Annotated in this window: 17 protein-coding genes; 6 read left to right on the top strand and 11 right to left on the bottom strand. The window is 73.7% G+C overall.

Annotated features, from left to right (window positions below):
* Nucleotides 1-315: 315 nt before the first annotated feature.
* From rbsK to AB0D29_RS13415, 5 genes are all read right to left on the bottom strand, one after another.
* Nucleotides 316-1,335, bottom strand: coding sequence for a ribokinase (gene rbsK, locus AB0D29_RS13435; protein WP_362853964.1), 1,020 nt, complete (start codon nt 1,333-1,335; stop codon nt 316-318).
* The gene (locus AB0D29_RS13430; RefSeq protein ID WP_362853963.1) at nt 1,332-2,849 is read right to left on the bottom strand and encodes an ADP-ribosylglycohydrolase family protein; all 1,518 of its coding nucleotides are present in this window, start codon (nt 2,847-2,849) and stop codon (nt 1,332-1,334) included. The genes rbsK and AB0D29_RS13430 overlap by 4 nt, the downstream gene beginning before the upstream one ends.
* Nucleotides 2,846-3,991: an ADP-ribosylglycohydrolase family protein gene (locus AB0D29_RS13425; RefSeq protein WP_362853961.1), complete on the bottom strand. Its 1,146-nt coding sequence runs from the start codon at nt 3,989-3,991 to the stop codon at nt 2,846-2,848. Before AB0D29_RS13425 ends, AB0D29_RS13430 begins: the two co-directional genes overlap by 4 nt.
* Nucleotides 3,988-5,154: an ADP-ribosylglycohydrolase family protein gene (locus AB0D29_RS13420; RefSeq protein ID WP_362853959.1), complete on the bottom strand. Its 1,167-nt coding sequence runs from the start codon at nt 5,152-5,154 to the stop codon at nt 3,988-3,990. The genes AB0D29_RS13425 and AB0D29_RS13420 overlap by 4 nt, the downstream gene beginning before the upstream one ends.
* Before the next feature lie 836 nt (nt 5,155-5,990).
* Nucleotides 5,991-6,986, bottom strand: a complete 996-nt coding sequence (locus tag AB0D29_RS13415; RefSeq protein ID WP_351593706.1) for an ADP-ribosylglycohydrolase family protein — start codon at nt 6,984-6,986, stop codon at nt 5,991-5,993.
* A 251-nt stretch (nt 6,987-7,237) separates the two neighbouring features.
* On the opposite strand from AB0D29_RS13415, the gene AB0D29_RS13410 reads away from it, so the two are divergent.
* The 3 genes from AB0D29_RS13410 (at nt 7,238) to AB0D29_RS13400 (ending at nt 14,345) form a co-directional block, all read left to right on the top strand.
* Complete coding sequence (locus AB0D29_RS13410) at nt 7,238-7,969, top strand: VIT1/CCC1 transporter family protein (protein WP_362853958.1); 732 nt, start codon at nt 7,238-7,240, stop codon at nt 7,967-7,969.
* Nucleotides 7,970-8,353: 384 nt separating this feature from the next.
* Entirely contained in the window at nt 8,354-12,892 is a 4,539-nt protein-coding gene (gltB, locus tag AB0D29_RS13405; RefSeq protein WP_362854034.1) for a glutamate synthase large subunit, read from the top strand.
* Complete coding sequence (locus AB0D29_RS13400; RefSeq protein WP_362853956.1) at nt 12,885-14,345, top strand: glutamate synthase subunit beta; 1,461 nt, start codon at nt 12,885-12,887, stop codon at nt 14,343-14,345. The genes gltB and AB0D29_RS13400 overlap by 8 nt, the downstream gene beginning before the upstream one ends.
* Nucleotides 14,346-14,477: 132 nt before the next feature.
* Here AB0D29_RS13400 and AB0D29_RS13395 read toward each other — a convergent pair whose 3' ends face one another.
* Together AB0D29_RS13395 and AB0D29_RS13390 are read right to left on the bottom strand one after the other, a co-directional pair.
* Nucleotides 14,478-15,260, bottom strand: a complete 783-nt coding sequence (locus tag AB0D29_RS13395) for a GntR family transcriptional regulator (RefSeq protein WP_362853955.1) — start codon at nt 15,258-15,260, stop codon at nt 14,478-14,480.
* Nucleotides 15,257-15,799 carry a UTRA domain-containing protein gene (locus AB0D29_RS13390; RefSeq protein WP_362853953.1) on the bottom strand — a complete coding sequence of 181 codons (543 nt, stop codon included), beginning with the start codon at nt 15,797-15,799 and terminating at the stop codon, nt 15,257-15,259. The genes AB0D29_RS13395 and AB0D29_RS13390 overlap by 4 nt, the downstream gene beginning before the upstream one ends.
* Nucleotides 15,800-15,946: 147 nt before the next feature.
* Here AB0D29_RS13390 and AB0D29_RS13385 point away from each other — a divergent pair, with 147 nt between their 5' ends.
* From AB0D29_RS13385 to AB0D29_RS13375, 3 genes are all read left to right on the top strand, one after another.
* Nucleotides 15,947-16,336 carry an ATP-binding protein gene (locus AB0D29_RS13385; RefSeq protein WP_362853952.1) on the top strand — a complete coding sequence of 130 codons (390 nt, stop codon included), beginning with the start codon at nt 15,947-15,949 and terminating at the stop codon, nt 16,334-16,336.
* Between the two features lie 87 nt (nt 16,337-16,423).
* Nucleotides 16,424-16,804: a hypothetical protein gene (locus AB0D29_RS13380; RefSeq protein ID WP_362853951.1), complete on the top strand. Its 381-nt coding sequence runs from the start codon at nt 16,424-16,426 to the stop codon at nt 16,802-16,804.
* 340 nt (nt 16,805-17,144) lie between these two features.
* Nucleotides 17,145-18,431 (top strand): DUF1906 domain-containing protein, encoded by a 1,287-nt coding sequence (locus AB0D29_RS13375; RefSeq protein WP_362853949.1) that lies wholly within the window; start codon nt 17,145-17,147, stop codon nt 18,429-18,431.
* Nucleotides 18,432-18,525: 94 nt separating this feature from the next.
* Here AB0D29_RS13375 and AB0D29_RS13370 read toward each other — a convergent pair whose 3' ends face one another.
* Genes AB0D29_RS13370 through AB0D29_RS13355 form a run of 4 tightly spaced genes read right to left on the bottom strand, consistent with a single transcriptional unit; the run spans nt 18,526 to nt 23,332 of the window.
* The gene (locus AB0D29_RS13370) at nt 18,526-19,065 is read right to left on the bottom strand and encodes a pyridoxamine 5'-phosphate oxidase family protein (RefSeq protein ID WP_362853948.1); all 540 of its coding nucleotides are present in this window, start codon (nt 19,063-19,065) and stop codon (nt 18,526-18,528) included.
* Between the two features lie 36 nt (nt 19,066-19,101).
* Complete coding sequence (locus AB0D29_RS13365) at nt 19,102-19,830, bottom strand: VWA domain-containing protein (RefSeq protein WP_362853946.1); 729 nt, start codon at nt 19,828-19,830, stop codon at nt 19,102-19,104.
* 14 nt (nt 19,831-19,844) lie between these two features.
* Nucleotides 19,845-21,728 (bottom strand): acyl-CoA dehydrogenase family protein, encoded by a 1,884-nt coding sequence (locus AB0D29_RS13360; protein WP_362853945.1) that lies wholly within the window; start codon nt 21,726-21,728, stop codon nt 19,845-19,847.
* Nucleotides 21,725-23,332: a FadD3 family acyl-CoA ligase gene (locus AB0D29_RS13355; protein ID WP_362853944.1), complete on the bottom strand. Its 1,608-nt coding sequence runs from the start codon at nt 23,330-23,332 to the stop codon at nt 21,725-21,727. The genes AB0D29_RS13360 and AB0D29_RS13355 overlap by 4 nt, the downstream gene beginning before the upstream one ends.
* Nucleotides 23,333-23,394: the final 62 nt, after the last annotated feature.

Genomic DNA, 23,394 nt, shown 5'->3' with positions numbered 1-23,394 from the left:
GGCCCCGCCCGGCTCCGGATTCCCCGCCCGTGTCACTCGCGCGGAGCCTCCCACCGAGGTCCGGGGCGTCGGCCCCGAAGGCGGGCCCGGGTTCGGGTCGGGAGCCGGTTGGCGGCTCGCCCCTGTCGCTCGCGCGGGGCCTCCCGCCCGGGTCGGGGATGTCGGCCCCGGCGATGGGCCCGGGTTCGGGTCGGGGGTCGGTTGGCGGCTTGCCCGTGTCGCTTGGGCGGGGGCTTCCGCCCGGGTCGGGGACGTCGGCCCCGGCGATGGGTCGGGGGTCGGTTGGCGGGTGGGGGTTCGGCTGCGGGGCGGGGCTCACGCGGGGGCTCCGGGGGTGGCCTCGGGCTCGTTGCCGCTCGGGCGGGCGGGTTCCGGTTTTCCGGTGGGGCCCGGGGCGACGGGGCCGGGGAGCGGGGTCCGTGCCCCCTCCTGCATCCGCCCGGCCAGGGCATCGGCGGTGTCGGTTTCGGCGCGGGTCGGCATCGAGTCCTGGGCGCCGGGGCGCTGGACGGACAGTGCGGCCGCCGCCGAGGCCCAGCGCAGCGCGTCGGGCATCGGCCGGCCCTCGCCCAGGGCCACGGCCAGGGCGCCGACGAAGGTGTCCCCGGCGGCGGTGGTGTCCACGGCCCGGACCCGGGGCGCGGGCACGGAGAGGGGTTCCCGGCCGCGGGCGGCGTACAGGACTCCGGCCGCGCCGAGGGTGATCACCACCTCGGGCACGTCGTGGAGCAGGGCCGCGGCGGCCCGGCCGGGGTCGGTGAGGCCGGTGAGGGCGGCCGCCTCGTGCTCGTTGGGCACGAGGAGGTCGGTGGCGGCGAGGAGTTCGGCGGGCAGCGGCTGGGCCGGGGCCGGGGTGAGGACCGTACGGACGCCGTGCGCGCGGGCGGCGAGGGCGCCGGCGAGGACGGCGGCGAGGGGGAGTTCGAGCTGGAGGAGGAGGGCGCCGGCGGCGGCGATCCGGGCGTCGTCCCCGGCCTCCAGGCCGGTGACGCGGGCGTTGGCGCTGGGAATGACGATGATGCTGTTGCCGCCCTCGTCGTCCACGGTGATGTGGGCGGTGCCGCTCGCGCCCTCGACGGTCCGCAGGCCCGAGGTGTCGATCCCGTCGGCGGTGAGCGCGGAGCGCAGCCGTACGCCGAACTCGTCCGTCCCGACCGCGCCGATCATCACCACCTCCCCGCCGCAGCGGGCGGCGGCGACGGCCTGGTTGGCGCCCTTGCCGCCGGGGACCGTGCGGAAGGCCCGGCCGGTGACGGTCTCCCCGAGGCGGGGGGCCTTCGGGACGTAGGCGACGAGGTCCATGTTCGTACTGCCGAGCACGGCGATTGCCGTCATGAGCGTGCTGCCTCCTGTGCGGTGAGGTGGGCGAGGGTGTCGAAGCCGATGCCGTCGAAGCCGGGGACGGTGGTGGCGAGACGGTTCTTGAGGGGGGCGGTCCAGCGGTCCGGGAGGGCGTTCGGCGAGCCCGCGACCAGCGCGGCGAGGGCGCCGGCGGTGGCCCCGTTGGAGTCGGTGTCCCAGCCGCCGGACACGGCGCGGCAGACGGAACGGGTGAAGTCCCCGTCTGCGTGGGTGAGGGCGGCGACGATCAGGGCGGTGTTGGGGACGGCGTGCACCCAGTGGTAGTGCCCGTAGCGCGCGTGCAGCCGGTCGACGACGAGGTCGAAGTCCGGTTCGTCCGCGGCCGCCCGGATCCCGAGGCGGACGGCCTCGGCGAGGCGGGAGCGGGGCGGTACGACGGCCAGCCCGGCCCGGAGCGCGGTGTGGACGTCCGCCCGGCCGGTGGCGGCCTCGGCGGTGGCGGCCGCGATGAAGAGGGCGGCGTAGACGCCGTTGCCGGTGTGGGTCAGGGAGGCGTCCCGGTACGCCTGGGCCGCGGCGGCGGCCGGATCGCCCGGGTTGGTCCAGCCGTGGACGTCGGCGCGGATGAGGGCGCCGATCCATTCGCGGAAGGGGTTGTGGTGGGTGGCGGTGGCGGGCGGCTCCAGCCCGAGCAGGAGGTTGCGGTACGCGATGCGCTCGGCGGTGAAGGTCCGCCCGGCGGGCAGTTCGTCGAGCCAGAGGCGGGCGACGTCGGTGGTGGTGAAGCCCTTGCCGTGGCGCTGGAGGAGGACCAGGCCGAGCAGCGGGTAGTTGAGGTCGTCGTCCTCGGGCATGCCGTCGATGTTCTCGGCGAGCGAGGTGGTGGCGGAGCGGCGGTTCCAGGGGTACGCGCCCAGTACCTCCGGCGGTACGCCGCGCTCGCTGAACCAGTCGTTCAGCGGCCAGTTGCCGGTGGCGCGGGCCAGCGCCCGGATCCCCTCCAGGGGGAGCTTCTCGACGGGCTTGCCGAGCAGACAGCCGACGGCCCGCCCCAACCAGGCGGCTTCCAGCCGGGTCGGCAGATCCAGGTCCTGTCCGGTGGCTTCCGGACGGGGACGTGCGTCGTGACAGGGCGGGGCGGAGTCCTGCTCCGCGGCCGGGGCGCCCGCGCACGGGGCCAGGCCGTCCGCGCCGGGTTCCCGGCTCTGTTCGGCGGGGCCGGCGGGTGGGGGCGGGGGCCAGTCCGGGCAGGTGGCGACGATCGCTTTCCAGGACTGGGGTTCGGCGGTGGCCAGGGGGGACTTCTGCGCGGCGAGTTCGTCCAGCAGGCCGACCGCGAGGGCGCGGAGCTCCGGCGGGGCCGGGGGCGAGGAGGCGCCGGCGCGGTCCGGGGCCGGGCTGCCGCCCGCCGCCAGCCAGGCGCGCCGGGCGGGCTCCGGGTTCCGGCCGTCCTCGGCCGCCTGGCGCAGCTCGTGCCCGACGAGGTCCTCGGGCTGGGCCCACGTGAGCCGGACGGAGTCCGGGGCGCAGGCCGCGGGCGCCGTCACCGCGGGGCCGAGATCGCGGTGAAGGCGGACTCGTGGGCCCGGCGGCGGTCCCGGTCGAGGGCGAAGACCTCCCGGGCCACGGCGGCCGTCGCCGCCGCCGGGGCGTGCAGGTCGAGGCGGCTGGCCTCGGCGACCTGCTTGGCCCAGACGGCCGGGACCACGGCCTCGCCGCCCAGGGCCCCGGCGATCGCCCCCGCCATGGTGGCGATGGAGTCGCAGTCGCGGCCGTAGTTGACCGCGCCGAGCACCGAGGCCTCGTACGCGCCGTCCGCGACCAGCAGCATCCCCAGCGCGATCGGGAGTTCCTCGATGGAGTGCAGCCGGGAGGGGCGGCGGGCGTCGAGCGAGGGGGTGCGGTAGTCCGGGCCGACCGAGTCGTACGGGGCCACCGCCGCCCGCAGCGGGGCCAGCGCGGACTCGAAGTCCCGGTGGCCGGCGGCCACTTCGCGGACGGCGGCGATCGCGGCGCGCGTGCCGTCCTTGGCCAGGGACAGGGCCGCGTCCACCACCGAGGCGGCCGTCGCACCGGGCACGCACGCGGCCGCCACCGCCGCCGCGAACACGCCCGCCGCCTCCCGCCCGTACGAGGACTGGTGCGCGCCGGCGATGTCCAGCGCCTCCGCGTACGCGCCCGCCGGGTTGCCCGCGTTGACGAGGCCCACCGGCGCCATGTACATCGCCGCCCCGCAGTTGACGATGTTCCCGCTGCCGGCCTCGCGGGGGTCGACGTGCGCGTAGTGCAGCCGGGTGACGATCCACTTCTCCGCGAGGAAGATCCGCTGCAACGGCAGGGCCTCGGCCTCCAGTTCGGGGATCCAGCGCGGGTTGTTCATGAGGTCGGGGACCAGGTGCTCGGCGATCGCGTGGGAGTCGAGGTGGTCCCGTACGGCCTCGTACACGCGGACCAGCGCGTGCGTCATCAAGGTGTCGTCCGTGACGTGCCCGTCGCCCTTGTGGTACGGGGCGATGGGGCGGGCCGTGCGCCAGTTCTCGTGCCACGGGCCGACGATGCCGTGCACGCGGCCGCCGTGCCGTTCCACGATCTGGTCCGGGGTCCAGCCCTCCACCGGGCCGCCGAGCGCGTCGCCGACGGCGGCTCCGACGAGAGCGCCGCAGGCCCGGTCCTCCAACGTGAGCGTCATGTCCGAATCATCCCCTGAGGTTTGGGTGAGGTGAGTTCCGTGCGCGCGAGGAGCGCGGCGAGTTCCACGAGGTCGGTGCCGGCGAGGCGGGGGAGGGCGCAGCCGGAGAGGGTGCGGCAGGCCTCACGCCAGGCGGCGGGGATCGAATCGCCGCCGCCGAGCACGCCGGTGAGGGCGCCGGCGAGGGCGGGGGCGGAGTCCGCGACGCGGGACAGGCAGGCGGCCGCCGGGACGGCCTCGGTCACCCTGCCGCGGGCGGCGGTCGCGAGGGCGAGGGCCACGGGGACGGTCTCGGCGGCGGCGATCCCGTAGCTGTAGACGTGGTCCACGATCTCGTGTTCGAGGATGGGGACGATGGCGAAGGCGCCGCCGCCGTCCGTGCGGGTACGGGCGAGGTTCACGGCGTGGCGGGCGTTGCGGCCGATCTCGGTGGCCTCGGGGAGCTGGGCGAGGGCGGCCTCGACGGCGGCGTCGACGTCCGCGGTGGTGAGGGCGGTGGCGATGGCGGCGGCCATGGCGCGGGCGCCGTGGACGCCGTCGCCGTCCTGGGTGTAGCGGGCGTCGAACTCGGCGAGGTCGGCGGCGGCCGCGGCGTCTCCCGGGTGGACGACGGCGAGCACGCAGGCGCGGATGCAGGCGGCGTCGTCGAAGTAGTGCGGGTTGTCGTGGCCGGTGGCGGGCGGGCGCAGGCCGGTGGCGAGGTTGCCGAGGCCGGCGCGTACGGAGATCCGGGCGCGGAGGGGGAGGACGGCGGACTCGACCTCGGGCGCGCGGTCCGCTGCCGCGGCGACCTCGGAGGCCAGGGCGTTCCACGCGAGGTCGATCGCGGCGCGCATGCGGCGGGACCGGGAGAGGTCGCTGAGCAGTACGCCGGCGGCGGTGAGCACGGACTCGGCGACGAAGGCGGCCCACTCGGCGTCGTCGGACGGGCCGAGGCGCAGTGGTTCGGGGGGCTGGTTGAGGGCGATGGGGACGGGGAGGGTGGTGGTGGCGTTCTGCTCGGCGAAGGTGTCGAGCTCGCGGGTGAGACGGCGGGTCCACTCGGGCATCCGGCTGGCGCGGTGGCGGGCGGCGGGCCACCCGGCGGCGTCGCCTGCGGCGAGGCCGAGGAGGAGACCCTCGATCCGCCGGGCCCCTGCGGGGGGCTCGGCGGGTGAGGGCATCGGCCCGACGATCCACGGGGCCCCTGCGGGGGGCTTGGCGGGTGGGGCTGGTTCGAGGATCCGCGGGGCCCCTGCGGGCGGCTTGGTGTGTACGGGGGCCGGCTCGACGATCTGCAGGGCCCCTGCGGGGGGCTTGGTGTGTACGGGGGCCGGCTCGACGATCCGCGGGGCCCCTGCGGGGGGCTTGGTGTGTAGGGGGGCTGGTTCGAGGATCCGCTGGGCCCCTGCGGGCGGCTTGGTGTGTAGGGGGGCTGGTTCGAGGATCCGCGGGGCCCCTGCGGGAGGCGCGGTGTGTGTGGGAGCCCGCTCGATGATCCGCTGGGTCCCTGCATCGGGGGGCTCGGTGTGTGCGGGCGCTGGTTCGAGGATCCGCTGCGTCCCTGCGGGCGGCTTGGCGTGTACGGGGGCCGGCTCGATGATCCGCTGGGTCCCTGCATCGGGGGGCTCGGTGTGTGCGGGCGCTGGTTCGAGGATCCGCTGCGTCCCTGCGGGCGGCCCGGCGTGTGCGGGAGCCCGATCGACGACCCGGACCCCGGTGATCCGGAGGCCCGGCCCTCCGCCGACCACCCCGAAGCCCACACCCCCGCCCCACCCGACTGTGACCGCCGCCCCGGCGAGGGCCACGCCTCCGGCGGGGGTTCGGCCCCCGGCCAAGGGCCCGGCCCCGGCCTGGGCACCGCCCCCGGCGAGGGAGCCGGCTCCGGTCCCGGCTCCGGCTCCGGTCTGGGCTTCGGGTTGGGGTGTGGGGGCCACGGGTGTGGGGGCCACGGTTGTGTCGAGGGGGTGGTCCGCCGGGCCGGGCGGGGGGAGGTGTGGGGTGGGGGCCGGCGGGGGCGTCATCGGGGGGCCTCGTATTCGGGGGTGAGGAGGTCCGCGATGTCGAGGACGTGGTAGCCCCGCATCGAGGGGAGGCAGCTGCCGCGGACCGGGCCGATGGCCGAGGACCAGGCGGCGGGGATCGCGGCGGCGCCCGACATCGCGCCGGACAGGGCGCCCGCCACCGCCGCCGTGGTGTCCGCGTCGCGGCCCATGTTGACCGCGGTCAGGACCGAGGAGGGGAAGTCGCCCCGGCAGGCGGCGAAGGCGCCGAAGGCGAGGCCGACGGCTTCGGGGGCCAGGTCCGTCCACGGGTAGCCGCCGATGACCACCGCCGAGCGCACGGCCCGTTCCCCGCGCGGGGCGGCGGTGACCGCCCGGCGCAGGGAGCGGGCCGTCCAGGAGTCGGACGGGATCACGGACAGGGCCGCGGAGACGACGGACGCCGGGCTGCCGCCGGCCATGGCCGCCGCCACGCCCGCCGCCACCGCCTGGCCGCCGTAGATGCCCTCGCCGTCGTGGCTGACCGAGCCGTCGATGGCGACGAGCCGGGCCGCTTCGGCGGGCCGGCCCGCCGCGAAGACGCCGAACGGGGCCGCCCGCATGGCGAGACCGTCCGACCACGCGTGCCGGTGCTGGGCGGAGATGGGGGCCGCGAGCCCCCGGCGCAGGTTCTCCAGCGTGCCGCGCTCCGAGAATCCGGCGCCCCGGAACGGGCCTTCGTCGAGGTCCGCGATCCAGTGGTGCCAGGCCCGCTCCACGTGGGAGACCGTGAGCGCCGAGCCGTGGCGGGCCAGCAGCAGCCCGGAGAAGATCGCGTACTCGGTGTCGTCCGTGCCCGCCGGGTCCTCCGACACGAAGCCCTCGATGCGGCCCCATTTCGCCCGGATCTCCGACGGCTTCATGTTCTCCGCGGGGGCGCCCAGCGCGTCGCCCACCGCGAGCCCGAGAAGAGCGCCCCTGGCCCGTTCGAGGAGGACCTGCGGATTGCATGCAATCAGCTTCACCGGCTCCATGGCGCGCCTCTCCCACATCGGATGGGGCTCATCATGAGCCCTTGGGGGATTTGTGCCATGGCATGTGGTTTGTCGCTCGTCGCAAAACACCCCGCGAACCCCGTCGTCACCCGGTCGCCGACCCATAAAACCGCAGGTAAGTACGGCCTTCCTTGCTGGCGGGCGGCAGAAATCGTGCGTAGTTTCGAGGTGTTCAGGGGGAGCGGGGTGTCTCGCGGCACCCGTTGGCACAAATGGGGAGGTATCTCAACATGTCCATCATCGACATCGAAGCACCGCTGCACACCGCGCACCGGGACAACCACACCCACCGCGATGTGAACGGCGGATGGCTGCGGCCGGCCGTCTTCGGCGCCATGGACGGACTCGTCTCCAACCTCGCCCTGATGACCGGAGTGGCCGGCGGCGCCGTCGCCCCGCAGACCGTCGTCATCACCGGACTGGCCGGCCTCGCCGCCGGCGCCTTCTCGATGGCGGCCGGCGAGTACACCTCCGTCGCCTCGCAGCGCGAACTGGTCCTCGCCGAACTGGACATAGAGCGGCAGCAGCTGCGCAAGCACCCGGTGGACGAGATGGAGGAGCTGGCCGAGCTCTACGTCTCCCGCGGCGTCGAGCCCATGCTGGCCCGCGAGGTCGCCATGCAGCTGTCCCGCGACCCCGAGCAGGCGCTGGAGATCCACGCTCGCGAGGAGCTCGGGATCGACCCCGACGACCTGCCCTCGCCGCTCGTCGCCGCGGTCTCGTCCTTCGGCTCCTTCGCGCTGGGCGCGCTGCTCCCCGTACTGCCGTACCTGCTCGGCGCCACGTCCCTGTGGCCCGCGGTGCTGCTCGCGCTGGTCGGGCTCTTCGCCTGCGGCGCGGTGGTCTCCCGGGTCACCGCCCGGTCCTGGTGGTACAGCGGCATGCGCCAGCTCGTCCTGGGTGGCGCGGCCGCCGGTGTGACGTACATCCTGGGAACCTGGATCGGCGGAGCCATAGGCTGACCGGCCTTGGAGTGAGACACTATGCAGAGCACCACATAAGTAGTCCGTTACCCGGCGGTTTCGATCCCGTGTCCGCCGGGAATCAGACCAGGGCTTCGGGCAACGATGCCCGCCCTGCACCCGGGACCTTCGCCTCGTGCTGCGTCGGTCTGCGTCCGTGGAACGCCGCGAAAGTCCCCCTTTTCTGCTTCGCGCAGTGTCCGCATGCTGGAATGGCGTATCCGCTTCTCGGGATTGTCGTCATCATGTAATCTGCACGAAATTTCGCAGAGGGCCAACGTCGTCCCTCGGCTATGCACATATGCCACGACGACGACGGGAGAGCCGATGCGTTCCGCATCCACGCACTCCGCGACCGGCCTCAGCACCACCGCCTGGTCGCCCATGGACGGTCGCCCCGCCCAGCAGGGCATGTACGACCCGCGCAACGAGAAGGACGCCTGTGGCGTCGGATTCGTGGCGAACCTCACCGGCGAGGCCACCCACACCCTCGTTGAGCAGGCCCTGACCGTATTGCGGAACCTCGAGCACCGCGGCGCGACCGGCTCCGAGCCGGACTCGGGCGACGGCGCCGGAATCCTGAGCCAGGTGCCGGACGCGTTCCTGCGCGAGGTGGCCGGCTTCGAGCTCCCCGAGGCCGGCGCGTACGCCGTCGGCATCGCCTTCCTCCCCGCCGACGGCACCGCACAGGCCGTCGCCGTGGAGCAGATCGAGGCCATCGCCGCCCAGGAGAACCTCACGGTCCTCGGCTGGCGCGAGGTCCCGGTCACCCCGGACCTCCTCGGCAACGGCGCCCGCGCCACCATGCCGGCCTTCTCCCAGCTCTTCGTTTCCAACGGAAGCACCGGCATCGAGCTGGACCGCAAGGCCTTCGTGCTGCGCAAGCGCGCCGAGCGCGAGGCCGGGGTCTACTTCCCGTCGCTGTCCGCGCGCACCATCGTCTACAAGGGCATGCTGACCACCGGCCAGCTGGAGCCCTTCTTCCCCGACCTCTCCGACCGTCGCTTCGCCTCGACGCTCGCCCTGGTCCACTCGCGGTTCTCCACGAACACCTTCCCGTCCTGGCCGCTCGCCCACCCGTACCGCTTCGTCGCGCACAACGGCGAGATCAACACGGTCAAGGGCAACCGGAACTGGATGAAGGCCCGCGAGTCCCAGCTGGCCTCCGAGGCCTTCGGCGACGGCGTGCTGGACCGGATCTTCCCGATCTGCACCCCGGACGCCTCCGACTCGGCCTCCTTCGACGAGGTCCTGGAGCTGCTCCACCTCGGCGGCCGGTCCCTCCCGCACAGCGTGCTGATGATGATCCCGGAGGCGTGGGAGAACCACACCTCCATGGACCCGGCCCGCCGCGCGTTCTACAAGTACCACTCCACGCAGATGGAGCCCTGGGACGGCCCGGCCTGCGTCACCTTCACCGACGGCACCCAGGTCGGCGCGGTCCTCGACCGCAACGGTCTGCGCCCCGGCCGCTACTGGGTCACCGACGACGGCCTCGTCGTCCTCGGCTCCGAGGTCGGCGTGCTCGACATCGACCCGGCCAAGGTCGTCCGCAAGGGCCGCCTGCAGCCCGGCAAGATGTTCCTCGTCGACACCGCCCAGAAGCGGATCATCGAGGACGACGAGATCAAGAACGAGCTGGCCGCCGCCGCCCCGTACGCGGAGTGGCTGGAGACCGGCGAGATCGAGCTGTCGGACCTGCCCGAGCGCGAGCACATCGTGCACACCCACGCCTCGGTCACCCGCCGCCAGCAGACCTTCGGCTACACCGAGGAAGAGCTGCGCGTCATCCTCGCGCCGATGGCCCGTACCGCCGGCGAGCCCCTCGGCTCCATGGGTACGGACTCCCCGATCGCGGCCCTGTCCGAGCGCCCCCGGCTGCTCTTCGACTACTTCACCCAGCTCTTCGCGCAGGTCACCAACCCGCCGCTGGACGCCATCCGCGAGGAGCTCGTCACCTCGCTGCTGTCCTCGCTCGGCCCGCAGGGCAACCTGCTGGAGTCGACCGCCGCGTCCTGCCGCAGCGTCACCCTGCCCTTCCCGGTGATCGACAACGACGAGCTGGCCAAGCTCATCCACATCAACGCCGACGGCGACATGCCGGGCATGAAGGCCGCCACGCTCTCCGGCCTCTACCGGGTCTCCGGCGGCGGCGAGGCACTGGCCGCACGGATCGAGGAGATCCGCGGCGAGGTCGACGCGGCCATCGCGAACGGCGCGCACCTCATCGTCCTCTCGGACCGCCACTCGGACGCCGAGCACGCGCCGATCCCGTCGCTGCTGCTCACCTCCGCCGTGCACCACCACCTCATCGCCACCAAGCAGCGCACCCAGGTGGGCCTGCTGGTCGAGGCCGGTGACGTCCGCGAGGTCCACCACGTCGCGCTGCTGATCGGCTACGGCGCCGCCGCGGTCAACCCGTACCTGGCCATGGAGTCCGTCGAGGACCTCCTGCGCGCCGGTACCTTCCTGACCGGCCTGGAGCCGGAGCAGGCCATCAAGAACCTGATCTACGCGCTCGGCAAGGGCGTCCTGAAGGTCATGTCCAAGATGGGCATCTCCACCGTCGCCTCCTACCGCGGCGCCCAGGTCTTCGAGGCCGTCGGCCTCAACGAGGACTTCGTCGGCACCTACTTCGCGGGCACCGCCACGAAGATCGGCGGCGCCGGCCTGGAGGTCATCGCCAAGGAGGTGGCCGCGCGCCACGCCAAGGCGTACCCCGTCTCCGGCATCGCCGCCACGCACCGCGCGCTGGAGATCGGCGGCGAGTACCAGTGGCGCCGCGAGGGCGAGCCGCACCTGTTCGACCCGGAGACGGTCTTCCGCCTCCAGCACGCCACCCGCAACCGCCGGTACGACATCTTCCGGCAGTACACGGACCGCGTGAACGAGCAGTCCGAGCGCCTGATGACGCTCCGCGGCCTGTTCGGCTTCAAGAGCGACCGCCCGTCGATCTCCATCGACGAGGTCGAGCCGATCTCCGACATCGTCAAGCGCTTCTCCACCGGCGCCATGTCGTACGGCTCCATCTCCAAGGAGGCGCACGAGACCCTCGCCATCGCCATGAACCAGCTGGGCGCCAAGTCCAACACCGGTGAGGGCGGCGAGGACCCGGACCGCCTGTACGACCCGGCGCGGCGCTCGTCGATCAAGCAGGTCGCCTCCGGCCGCTTCGGCGTCACCTCCGAGTACCTGGTCAACGCGGACGACATCCAGATCAAGATGGCGCAGGGCGCCAAGCCCGGCGAGGGCGGCCAGCTGCCCGGCCACAAGGTCTACCCGTGGGTCGCCAAGACCCGGCACTCCACCCCGGGCGTCGGCCTGATCTCCCCGCCGCCGCACCACGACATCTACTCCATCGAGGACCTGGCTCAGCTGATCCACGACCTCAAGAACGCCAACCCGGTCGCCCGCATCCACGTGAAGCTGGTCTCCGAGGTCGGCGTGGGCACGGTCGCCGCGGGCGTCTCCAAGGCGCACGCGGACGTCGTCCTCATCTCCGGCCACGACGGCGGAACGGGCGCCTCCCCGCTCACCTCGCTCAAGCACGCGGGCGGCCCCTGGGAGCTCGGCCTCGCCGAGACCCAGCAGACCCTGCTGCTCAACGGGCTGCGCGACCGCATCGTCGTCCAGACGGACGGCCAGCTCAAGACCGGCCGCGACGTGGTCATCGCCGCGCTGCTCGGCGCCGAGGAGTTCGGTTTCGCGACCGCGCCGCTCGTCGTCTCCGGCTGCGTCATGATGCGCGTCTGCCACCTGGACACCTGCCCGGTGGGCATCGCCACGCAGAACCCCGTCCTGCGCGAGCGCTTCTCCGGCAAGCCCGAGTTCGTCGTCAACTTCTTCGAGTTCATCGCGGAGGAGGTGCGCGAGCTCCTCGCCGAGCTGGGCTTCCGTACGATCGAGGAGGCCGTCGGCCACGCCGAGCTCCTCGACACGACGAAGGCCGTCACGCACTGGAAGGCGCAGGGTCTCGACCTGGAGCCGCTCTTCTACGTGCCGGAGCTCCCCGAGGGCGCGGTCCGCCACGCCCTGATCGAGCAGGACCACGGTCTGGAGAAGGCCCTCGACAACGAGCTCGTCGAGCTCGCCGCCGACGCGCTGAACGCCGAGTCCGCCGAGAGCGCCCAGCCGGTCCGCGCCCAGGTCGCGATCCGCAACATCAACCGGACCGTCGGCACCATGCTCGGCCACCACGTCACCAAGAAGTTCGGTGGCGCGGGCCTGCCCGACAACACCATCGACCTGACCTTCACCGGTTCGGCCGGCCAGTCCTTCGGCGCCTTCGTGCCGAAGGGCATCACCCTCCGCCTGGAGGGCGACGCCAACGACTACGTCGGCAAGGGCCTCTCCGGCGGCCGGATCGTGGTCCGCCCGGACCGCGGCGCCGACCACCTCGCCGAGTACTCCACCATCGCCGGCAACACCATCGGCTACGGAGCCACCGGCGGCGAGATGTTCCTGCGCGGCCGCACCGGCGAGCGCTTCTGCGTCCGCAACTCCGGCGCCCTGGTCGTCTCGGAGGGCGTGGGCGACCACGGCTGCGAGTACATGACCGGCGGCACCGCGGTCGTCCTCGGCGAGACGGGCCGCAACTTCGCGGCCGGCATGTCTGGCGGCGTCGCGTACGTCATCGACCTCGACCCGAACAACGTCAACGTCGGCAACGCGGGCGCCCTGGAGGCCCTGTCCGACACCGACAAGCAGTGGCTGCACGATGTGGTGCGCCGCCACGAGGAGGAGACCGGCTCGACCGTGGCCGCGAAGCTCCTGGCCGACTGGTCCGTCTCGGCGGACCGCTTCAGCAAGATCATCCCCACCACGTACAAGGCAGTGCTCGCCGCCAAGGACGCCGCTGAGCTCGCCGGACTCTCGGAATCCGAGACCACGGAGAAGATGATGGAGGCGGCGACCCATGGCTGACCCGAAGGGCTTCCTCACCACCCAGCGCGAGACCGCCTGCACCCGTCCTGTCGCCGACCGGCTGAAGGACTGGAACGAGGTCTACGTTCCGGGCTCGCTGCTCCCGATCATCAGCAAGCAGGCCGGCCGCTGCATGGACTGCGGCATCCCGTTCTGTCACAACGGATGCCCGCTCGGGAACCTGATCCCCGAGTGGAACGACTTCGCGTACCGCGACGACTGGTCGGCGGCGAGCGAGCGCCTGCACGCCACGAACAACTTCCCGGAGTTCACGGGCCGTCTGTGCCCCGCTCCGTGCGAGTCGGCGTGCGTGCTGGGCATCAACCAGCCCGCCGTCACGATCAAGAACGTCGAAGTCTCGATCATCGACAAGGCCTGGGACAACGGCAACGTCACCCCGCAGCCGCCGGAGCGCCTTTCCGGCAAGACGGCCGCCGTCATCGGCTCCGGCCCGGCGGGTCTCGCCGCGGCCCAGCAGCTGACGCGGGCCGGGCACACCGTGGTGGTGTACGAGCGCGCCGACCGCGTCGGTGGTCTGCTGCGCTACGGCATCCCCGAGTTCAAGATGGAGAAGGTGCACATCAACCGCCGCATCGAGCAGATGCGCGCGGAGGGCACCAAGTTCCGTACCGGCATCGAGGTCGGCCGCGACATCACCGCCACCGACCTGCGCAAGCGGTTCGACGCGGTGGTCATCGCGGCGGGCGCCACGGTCTCCCGCGACCTCCCGGTCCCGGGCCGCGAGCTGAACGGCATCCACTTCGCGATGGAGTACCTGCCGCTCGCGAACAAGGTGCAGGAGGGCGACTTCATGGCGCCCCCCATCACCGCCGAGGGCAAGCACGTGGTCGTCATCGGCGGCGGCGACACCGGCGCGGACTGCGTGGGCACCGCCCACCGCCAGGGCGCGGCCTCGGTCACGCAGCTGGAGATCATGCCGAAGCCGTCCGAGGACCGCCCCACCGGGCAGCCCTGGCCGACGTTCCCCATGCTGTACAAGGTCACCTCGGCGCACGAGGAGGGCGGCGAGCGGGTCTACTCCGTCTCCACCACCCACTTCGAGGGCGACGAGGACGGCAACGTCCAGGCGCTGCACCTGATCGAGGTCGAGTTCAAGGACGGCAAGCTGGAGCAGAAGCCGGGCACCGAGCGGGTCCTCCCGGCCCAGCTGGTCACCCTGGCGATGGGCTTCACGGGCACGGACCAGGCCAACGGCCTGGTCGACCAGTTCGCCCTGGAGCTGGACGCCCGCGGCAACATCGAGCGCGACGCCTCCTACGCGACCAACGTCGACGGCGTCTTCGTCGCCGGCGACGCGGGCCGCGGCCAGTCGCTCATCGTCTGGGCCATCGCGGAAGGCCGCTCGGCCGCCCGCGGCGTGGACCGCTTCCTGACCGGCACCAGCGCCCTCCCGTACCCGGTCAAGCCGACGGACCGCTCGCTGACCGTGTAATACCCGCAGCACCCCCCGCCCCCCTCCGTGGGCGGGACCCCTCATACGGTCCGCACAACGGAGTGCGGAAACCCGACACAGCGCCCGCCACGTCCCCGACCAGGGGTGGCGGGCGCTGTGGCGTGTCCGGGGTCAGGCTTCGGGGGTGAAGTCGTACCGAAGCTCGTAGAGGTGGCCGGCCTTGACCATGACGGTGACTTCGACAGGCCGGTCGCCTTCGCCGTAGACGGTGCGGAGGGTACGCAGGATCGGCAACTCACCGGGGAGAGGCAGGGCTGTGTACTGCTCCTGCGTCGCCACGCGGGCGGAGACTCGGTCCACGCTGTGGCGCGGTGGGAAGCCGAGTCCGGTCAGCAGGGTCGGTGTGCCGCCCCGGATCCGGCGCGGCTCGGCAAGGGCAGTGCCGCGCGCGATGTCCAGGGGGTAGTACGAGGCCACCAACTCGGCCGGTTCACCATCGATGGTGATCAGTTGGTGGCGGCGTACGGCCGTCCCGCTGCCCGACAGGCCAAGAGCCTCGGCGACGTCACCGGAGACCGGTACCTCCTCGACCGACAGCAGGGTGCTGTGCACGGAAGACCGCCGGTTCGACGCGTTGGCGAGCCAGGGGTACGCCTCCCCGGTGGCCGCCGGCGTGAGGGATGCGGCGGGGCGGACGGTCCGCTGCCGGTTCTCCCGTACGGTCACCGCAGCCCCGGCCCGTCCGACCGCGAGTCCCTCGCCCTTCAGCAGGTGCACGGCCTTCTGGATCGTGGCGTTGGAGGCGTCGAAGCGGTCCTTCAGCTGCGCGGTCGACGGCAGCTTCGCGCCCGCGGCCAGCTCGCCGCTCAGGATCTCCTCGCGGAGATCGGCGGCGATGCGGGCGTGGAGCGGTCGCGGGTCCAGTGAGCCGGCTTCGTGGCTGGGCAAGGTCATCCGATCCTGATCTCGTACCGAAGCTGATGGCGTCCGGCGGGCATGACCATGATGTCCGCCTGAATGGCCCGGTCGGCCGAGTCGTAGGTGGTGCGCGCGAGTTGCAGAACCGGTTCGGCCGGAGTGAGGCGGAGCTGTGCGCACTCCTGGTCATCGGGCATCCGCGCCGTCACATTCTCGACGACGCGTACGCCGACATGCCCCAGGGTGGCCAAGAGGGTGACGGCGCCGCCGCGGATCTTCGCCGTTCCGGCGAGCGCGGTGCCGACGGCGATGTCCGCGGGATAGTAGGTGTCCGTCAACTCGGTCGGCTCGTCGTCGAGTTCAATGATCCTGCGGCGTGCCACGACCGTGCCGCCGGCCGCCAGGTCGAGCATGACGGCGACGGCGGCGGGGGCTGCCGTCTCTCCCGCATGCAGGACGCGCTGGCTGCCCCGCCGTCCGGCTTCCGTGGCCTCGTCCGTCCAGGCGTCCGTTGCGCCGGGCGGGCGTGCAGCCAGATACGGCATCGACTTACTGGTCCACTCGCTGCCGCTCACAGTGCCTCCCACGCCTGAAGTTCGCTCCGTCGCCTCCACGTTATGCGACGACGCCAGTCGTACCCACCCTCCCAAACCTTGCTGCATTTTGCGAATAGCGATACGGTCTGTGTGGCCTTGGAAGCTCAGAGTGAAGGCGGTAGGTCCGTGTCCTCGTTTCGGGAGCAGCGATTCCCCCGGGCTCGTGTTTCGGCTCGTGCGGTCCGGCAGTTCGTCGGCGACACGCTTGCCGGGTGGGGCGTGTTCGAGCGGCGGGATGACATCCGCCTTTGCGCCTCCGAGCTGGCGGCGAACGCCGTGCTCCACGGCGCCCCGCCCGGGCGTGAGTTCTCGGTGCGGCTGACGCGGGAGGCGGAGGGGCTGTGGATCGAGGTGCGTGACAGCGGCCCCGGTCACCCCGTGCCGGGACGGCCCGGCTCCGAGACGGAAGGGGGGCGCGGCCTCTCGATGGTTGCTGCGCTCGCTGACGAGTTCGAGGTCCGTGCGGAGGTGGTGGGCAAGACGGTCAGGGCCGGTTTCAAGCTGGTGCGCGTCTGAGGGAGTGACACAGCGCCCGCCACGTCCCCGACCAGGGGTGGCGGGCGCTGTGGCGTGTCCGGGGGTGGGGCTGCCTATGATCGGGGCATGTCATCCACTCGCCGCGCCCTCGATCGACGTTCGGGGGATGTGCCGCCCGGTGGTTCGGCGTCGTCCCGGCTGGACCGGGTGATCGCCGGGTTGGTGTGGTGGTGGAGGGCCGTTCCCCTCGTCCTGTTCGCTCCTCTGATCGCCACCGCGTTGGGGGTCCCGGAAGTGCGGGACGAGTTCGGCAGGGTGTTCGGGCTGGCCGCTGTGGGCAGTGCGGTGGGTGCGCCGGCCGTGGGGTTCGTGGTGGCGCTCGTGGGGGGCCGACGTCAGGCCCTGCGGCGCTTCGCCGTCATGGGGGCGGTGTCCGGCGGGCTCGTCCTCTCGCTCTGGGGCCTCTTGGTGTTGCTCGCCGAGTGTCCCGCCGGTCATCACTGTTAGCCGACCCCGGCCGCCGCCGGGCGCAACGGCGCCGGTTCGTTCGTTCCCACTGTCTCCCGGGCCTCAATTCGTGCTGCCCGAAAGCGTGCCCTGCCTTCTTGACGGGACGACGCCCGGCGGGCGCGGACCGTCACCCGCCGCACGACGGGGCCGAGGCCGGTTCGCTCGTGCGGGTGATGCGGCGGCGCCGGCGGGGCGGCGCCAGGCCGCGCGGGCCCGGGGTACCTCCCAGCGACAGCCGGGGGAGCGGGACCCGGAGGGGGCGGTCTAGGCCGAACGGTCCATCTGCCGGGCACGTCCGTGCAGTTGAGGGGGTCGTCGTCTGGTAACCATCTCCAGCATGGCCCCCACCCGAACCCTGCTGAGCGGGCTGCTCGGCGCTGCCCTGCTGCTGTCCGTCCAGTCCACCGTAGCCGCCGCCGACCGGCAGACCGTCGACTACCACGGGCTGCGCCTCACCGTCCCCGCCGACTGGCGGGTCGTCGACCTCGACCGCGATCCCGGCGCCTGCGTCCGGCTCGACCTGCCCACCCTGTACCTCGGCCACGCCGGTACCCAGAGCGAATGCGCCGGCCGGGCCGTCGTCAGCCGTGCCGACACCCTGCACCTCGAACCCCTCGACGGAGCCCCCGAACGCGCCGACGTCCCCACCGTCACCGTCGAGACCGCCACCGCGCTGCCCGAAGCCCCCCACCCCTCCGCCAGCAACGAGCTGCGCTACGCCCTGCTCCGGCCCGGGGTCATGGCCACCGTCTCGTACGGGGCCGCGCCCGACGCCGTACGCAGGGTCCTCACGCGGGCCCGCGCCCTGAGCGCCGCCACCCCCGCCCCGCGCCCCGCGACGCCGGCCGTGGCCCCCGGCGGCGGGGAGCACCGCGGGGTCCAGGAAGCCTTCAAGGGCGAGGGCTTCGACGCCTGCACCGCCCCGACGCAGAAGGCCATGGACACCTGGCGGGCCGATTCCCCCTTCCGCGCGATCGGCATCTACATCGGCGGCCGCGCCCGGGCCTGTGCCCAGCCGCGGCTCACGGCCCGCTGGGTCGAGCGGCAGGCCGCCGCGGGCTGGCACCTGATGCCGATCTGGGTCGGCCCGCAGCCCTGGAACAGCTCCAGCACCGGCCTGTCCACCGACCCCTCCGAGGCCAACGGGCAGGGCCGGGAGGCCGCCGAGGGCGCGGTGGACGCCGCCCGGTCCCTGGGGCTGGCCGGGGGCGCGGTGCTCTACAACGACCTGGAGAACTACACGGACCGCGCCACCTGGGACGCCCCGGTCGTCGCCTACCTGACCGCCTGGACGGAGCGGCTGCACGAGCTGGGCTTCCGCTCCGCCGCCTACGTCTCGGTGAGCTCCGGGGTCAAGGCGCTGAGCGCCCACTACCACCAGGCCCCCCAGGCCATGCCGGACGTGCTGTGGGCCGCCCGCTGGAACCTCTCGGCCTCCGTCAGCGACGCCGACATGGGCCTGCCGGCGGGCACGGCCCGGTGGGCCGGCCCGCGCCGGGCCCACCAGTTCCGCGGCGACCACAACGCCACCTACGGCGGGGTCACCCTCAACATCGACCGCAACTGGGTGGACGTGGACCCGGCCGCCCTCGGCCCGATCGGCGGCCTGCCCCCGCTCAGCTAGCCGAACCGCTCAGCTAGCCGAACCGCTCAGCCGGCCGAACCGCCCCGCCGCCCGGACCGCCCCGCCGCCCGGACCGCTCCGCCGCCCGGACCGCTCAGCCGGCCGCGCCGCCCGGCCCCGGCTCGCCCGGCTCCGGGTCCTCGCGCGGCGGCTCGTCGTCGTTGCCCCGGCGCACGGTGTGCACGCCGCGCGCCGGGGTCCACGACCGCAGCACCAGGTCGTCGCCCTCCACGCCGATGTGGACGACCTCCGACAGGTCGGCGTAGAAGAGGTGGAACGGGTGCGGGGTCTCCGTCTCCTCCGCGTACCGGTGCAGCTCGGGCGGGTCCACCAGCTCCACCGCCCGCCCGGAGACCCGTACGTCCCCGTCGGGCATCTCCTCGCCCGCGCCCGGATTGGTGTGCAGGGCGAAGCGCGGGTCGTGCTGGAGGTCCCTGGCCTTCATCGAGCCCGCCATCATCCCGAGCCACAGCTCGCCGCCGCGGATGTCGACGTTCAGCCCGGACACCCGGGGGGAACCGTCCTTGCGGAGGGTGGCCAGGACATGGTGCGGGTACTGCGCGAAGCGCGCCTGGACGGCCGCCGCGAACTCCGGCTCCGCCTTCTCGAAGACTGCCCAGCTGGTGTGCGTCATACGTCCATGAAAGCGCGTGGCCCGGGCGGTCCCGGGTCAGGCGCGCACGATGCCCGCGCCGCGCGCCGCCGCCAGCCAGGCCGGGAACTCCCCGACCAGGCGGTCGTACAGTTCCGCGTCCGGGACGGTGCGCGGATCCAGGCCCGCGTGGAAGTAGCCGGCGTTGTCCACCACGCGCCGGGACGGGACGGGCAGTTCGTCCAGCCGGCGCAGGAAGTCGAACTGCGTGCTGCGCGTGTTGCCGAAGCCGACGAACTGCCAGAACAGCGGAAGCCGGGCCGCCTTGCACAGGTACCTCTCCGCCGCGAGCTTGCTGAGCGGACCGCCGTCCGTCTGGAAGACGACGAAGGCCGGGTCCGTCGCCCCCGAGTCCAGATGGTGGTCGATCACCGCTTCCATCGCCGCGTCGTAGGCCGTCTTGCCCATGTGGCCGAGGCGGGAGGCGATCTCGGTGACCTTCCCCTCGTGCCCGGCCAGGGAGATCTCCTCCACCGCGTCGACCTCCGTGGAGAAGAAGACCACCGGTACCCGGCCGTCGTCGTCCAGGTGCGCGGAGAGTCCCAGCACCCGGTCGGCGAGGGCCTGCACGCTGCCGTCCGCGTAGTACGGGCGCATCGACCCGGAGTAGTCCAGCACCAGGTAGACCGCGGCGCGCCCGCCTTCCAGGCCGTACTTGCGCAGGGAGACCCCGGCGCTCTTGTAGAGGCTCACGAGGGCGGGAGCCGTCTCCTCGACCTTGCGGAGGTTGATCGCACTGCCCGTCATGGGGCGAGGGTACGTCAGGGCGCCCCGCCGAAACCGAGGTCTGCCGCAAGTCGGGCCCGGTGCGCGGCCGGTGCGCCGAAGAGGTGGGCGGAGCCGTGGGCGCGCTTGAAGAAGTCGTGCGCCGGGTGCTCCCAGGTGATGCCGATGCCGCCGTGCAGCTGGATCATCTCCCCGGCGACGTACGCGTACGCCTGCGAGCAGGCCGACTTGGCGGCGGCCGCGAGCCGCGGCGGGGCGTCGGCGGCGGCCGCCGCGGCGGCGAGTGCCCCGGCCGTCTCCACTGCCGTGTGCATGTCGGCGAGCCGGTGCTTCACCGCCTGGAAGGAGCCGATGGGCCGGCCGAACTGGATCCGGTCCTTCGCGTACCGGACCGTCTCCTCCAGCGCCCGCGCGGCGGCGCCCACCTGTTCGGCGGCGAGCGCGGTGCAGGCCAGGTCGCGGACCCGGGCCAGGACCGCGGCGCCGTCGGACGAGAGCAGCCGGGCCGGGGTCCGGTCCAGGATCAGCTCGGCGAGCGGGCGGGTGCGGTCCAGGGTGGACCGTACGGTGAAGGCCACCGGCGGGGCGGTGAGCTCGAACAGACCGATGCCCTGGCCGGGCGCTGAGCCGGTGCCCTGGCCGGGCGCGGTGTCGGCCGCGGGCGTGGTGCCGGTGCCCTGGCCGGGCGCGGAGCCGGTGCCGATGACGGCGAAGACCAGGATGAGTGTGGGCTCGGCCGGGCCCGCCAGCACGTACCGCTTGGTACCCGTGAGCAGCCACCCCTCGCCGTCCGGCACCGCCCGGGTGGCCATGTCGGCGACCTCCCAACCCCCGCGTCCGGCGCCCTGCCCCGCACGCGGGCCGGAGCCCGCATCGGGCGCCGCCGCGGGTCGGGGACCGACAGACCCGCCGGGTGTCGCTCCGGCCTCGGAACCTGCCCCGGCCTCGGGGCCCGCCCCGGTCTCGGATCCGGCTCCGGCACCGGTTCCCGCCCTGGTGCCTGCCTCGGCTCTGGCCCCGGCTCCGGCTCCGGCCCCGGTTTCGGTGCCTGCCTCGGCTCCGGCCCCGGTGCCCGCCCCGGTGCCCGCCCCGGCCCCGGCTCCCGCCCCGGGTGCGGCCTCGGTGCCTGCCCCGGCCCTGGCCTCGGCCCCGGCTCCCGCCCCGGCTCCCGCCCCGGGTGCGGCCTCGGTGCCCGCCCCGGCGCCGGCCTCGGCTTCGGTGCCTGCCCCTGCCTCGGCTTCGGCACCGGTTCCGGCCCCGGTGCCCGCCCCGGTCCTGGCCTCGGCTCCGGCCCCGGCTCCTGCTCCGGCTCCCGCCCTGGGTGCGGCCTCGGTGCCCGCCCCGGCGCCGGCCTCGGTTTCGGTGCCTGCCCCGGCCTCGGCTCCAGCTCCAGCTCCAGCTCCGGCCTCGGCTCCGGCTCCGGCCCCGGCCTCGGGGCCTGTCGCGGGTCCGGGTTCGGGGCCTGCTTCGGGGTGGGGGTTGGGGGGTGTCTTGGGGAGCCTGGCGGAGGTGGGGGCCGAGTGGGCGACCGAGCACGGCTCGGCGGGACCGGCCATGCCCGCCGTGGGGGTCTCCGCCCACGCCAGTGCGCCCACCACCGTGCCCTCGGCCAGCCCGGGCAGGTGTCGGGCGCACGCCTGCCGGTCACCGGAGGCGAGCAGCGCCTGTACGGTCAGCACCGCCGAGCCCAGATACGGTACGGGGCTCAGCGCGCGGCCCAGTTCCGCCATGACCACCCCCACCTCGGGGGCCCCGCAGCCCAGCCCGCCGTACTCCTGCGGCACGGCCAGCGCGGCCGCCCCCACCTGCGCCGTCAGCGGGGCCCAGGCCGCGTGGCCGGGGTGGCGGTCGAGCACCGCCCGTACCGCGTCCCGCAGTTCCCGCAGTTCCCGCTCGGCGGTCCGCGCCGGCCCGTTCATGCGCGCTCCTCCCGCGCCGCGCGGCGCAGCTCCGCCTTCAGCAGCTTGCCGCCCGCGTTGCGCGGGAGCTCCGGCAGCCGCGTGAACCGCCGCGGCACCTTGAAGTTGGCCAGCCGCTCCCGGGTCCAGGCGGTCAGCTCCGCGGCCGTGACGGGGGCGGAGGTGACCACGTAGGCCACGCCGACCTCGCCGAGCCGTTCGTCGGGGGCCCCGACCACGGCCGCGTCGGTGACGGCGGGGTGGGTCAGCAGCACGTTCTCCACCTCCGCGGGATAGGCGTTGAAGCCGCCGACCACGTACATGTCCTTCAGCCGGTCGGTGATCGAGAGGTAGCCGCGCCCGTCCAGGACGCCGACGTCCCCGGTGCGCAGCCAGCCGTCGGGCAGCACGGCCTCGGCGGTGGACGCCGGGTCGTCCAGGTACCCGGGGGTGACGTGGTAGCCGCGGACCTGCACCTCGCCGGGTTCCCCGACGGGCCGCACCTCGCCCAGCGGGGACACGATCCGCACCTCGGTGTCCGGCAGCGGCAGTCCGACCGTGTGGGCGACGGTCCAGGCGTCGGCGTCGGTCGGGCAGACGGTGACCACGCCGCCGGACTCCGTCAGTCCGTACGCGGTGAACACGTCGGGGGCGCCCAGCACGTCCCGGATCTCCTCGACGAGGGAGGCGGGCACGGAGGCCGCACCGGTGCCGGCCAGCCGCAGCGCGGACAGGTCGAAGGAGGCGCGCGCGGGGTGCCGGATCAGGCCGTGGAAGACGGTCGGCGGGCCCATCAGGCAGGACACGCGCTCGGCGGCCATGCGCACCAGGATGCGGTCGGTGTCGTAGACGGCCTCCGGGAGCATGGTCGCCCCGCGCAGCAGGCAGGCGAGGACGCCGGCCTTGTAACCGAAGGTGTGGAAGAAGGGGTTGACCAGCAGGTACCGGTCCCCGGGGCGCAGGGTGACCAGCTCCGACCACGAGGTGTAGAGCCGGAGGGTCTGGCCGTGCGTGGTCATCACCCCTTTGGAGCGGCCGGTGGTGCCGGAGGTGTAGAGGATGTCGCTCAGGTCCTCCGGGCGGATCAGGTCGGCGCGGGCGAGGCGCTCGGCCTCGGTGACGCCGGCGCCGGCGGCCAGGTACGCCTCCCAGGACTCGGGACCGGTCCCGCCGCGCAGGACGACGGTGGAGGAGAGCGCCCCGAGGTCCTCGCCCGAGGAGTGCAGGGCATCGACGTAGTCGGTGCCGAGGAAGCCGCGCTCGGTGAAGAGGACGCGGGCGCCGCTGCGCCGGATGATGTCGGCCGTCTCGGCGGGCTTGTAGCGGGTGTTGACCGGTACGAGGACCGCTCCCGCGCCGACCGCGCCCAGGGCGGCGGTGATCCACCGGCGGCTGTTGGGCGCCCAGATCGCCACCCGGTCCCCGGGCCGGACGCCGTGCGCGATGGCCGCGCGGGCGGCGGCGGCGATCTCGGCGGCGAGCCGCGCGAAGGTCCAGCGGACCTCCCCGTCGGCGAGCGCCTCGCGCTCCCCGTAGGCGGCGGCCGCGTACTCCGGGAGCCGGGCGAGCGTGGCGGGCGGTGGTGGCATCGGTGGCATCGGCGGCATCGGCGGCATCGATCGCATCGGGCCCTCCCTCCTTGCTACTTGACGAGCGAGCGTGGGCGGTATCCAATCACACGTGTTTC

The organism is Streptomyces sp. NPDC048424 (assembly GCF_040651555.1).
In the GTDB taxonomy this organism is placed as follows: Bacteria; Actinomycetota; Actinomycetes; order Streptomycetales; family Streptomycetaceae; genus Streptomyces.
The sequence above is the reverse complement of the archived record's forward strand: the minus strand, read 5'-3'. Positions and strand labels throughout refer to the sequence as shown.

Coding starts and splice junctions, on each gene's coding strand:
- rbsK (WP_362853964.1), bottom strand. CDS start 1,335: ATGACGGCAATCGCCGTGCTCGGCAGTACGAACATGGACCTCGTCGCC.
- AB0D29_RS13425 (WP_362853961.1), bottom strand. CDS start 3,991: ATGACGCTCACGTTGGAGGACCGGGCCTGCGGCGCTCTCGTCGGAGCC.
- AB0D29_RS13420 (WP_362853959.1), bottom strand. CDS start 5,154: ATGCCCTCACCCGCCGAGCCCCCCGCAGGGGCCCGGCGGATCGAGGGT.
- AB0D29_RS13415 (WP_351593706.1), bottom strand. CDS start 6,986: ATGGAGCCGGTGAAGCTGATTGCATGCAATCCGCAGGTCCTCCTCGAA.
- AB0D29_RS13410 (WP_362853958.1), top strand. CDS start 7,238: ATGTCCATCATCGACATCGAAGCACCGCTGCACACCGCGCACCGGGAC.
- gltB (WP_362854034.1), top strand. CDS start 8,354: ATGGACGGTCGCCCCGCCCAGCAGGGCATGTACGACCCGCGCAACGAG.
- AB0D29_RS13400 (WP_362853956.1), top strand. CDS start 12,885: ATGGCTGACCCGAAGGGCTTCCTCACCACCCAGCGCGAGACCGCCTGC.
- AB0D29_RS13395 (WP_362853955.1), bottom strand. CDS start 15,260: ATGACCTTGCCCAGCCACGAAGCCGGCTCACTGGACCCGCGACCGCTC.
- AB0D29_RS13380 (WP_362853951.1), top strand. CDS start 16,424: ATGTCATCCACTCGCCGCGCCCTCGATCGACGTTCGGGGGATGTGCCG.
- AB0D29_RS13375 (WP_362853949.1), top strand. CDS start 17,145: ATGGCCCCCACCCGAACCCTGCTGAGCGGGCTGCTCGGCGCTGCCCTG.
- AB0D29_RS13370 (WP_362853948.1), bottom strand. CDS start 19,065: ATGACGCACACCAGCTGGGCAGTCTTCGAGAAGGCGGAGCCGGAGTTC.
- AB0D29_RS13365 (WP_362853946.1), bottom strand. CDS start 19,830: ATGACGGGCAGTGCGATCAACCTCCGCAAGGTCGAGGAGACGGCTCCC.
- AB0D29_RS13360 (WP_362853945.1), bottom strand. CDS start 21,728: ATGAACGGGCCGGCGCGGACCGCCGAGCGGGAACTGCGGGAACTGCGG.
- AB0D29_RS13355 (WP_362853944.1), bottom strand. CDS start 23,332: ATGCGATCGATGCCGCCGATGCCGCCGATGCCACCGATGCCACCACCG.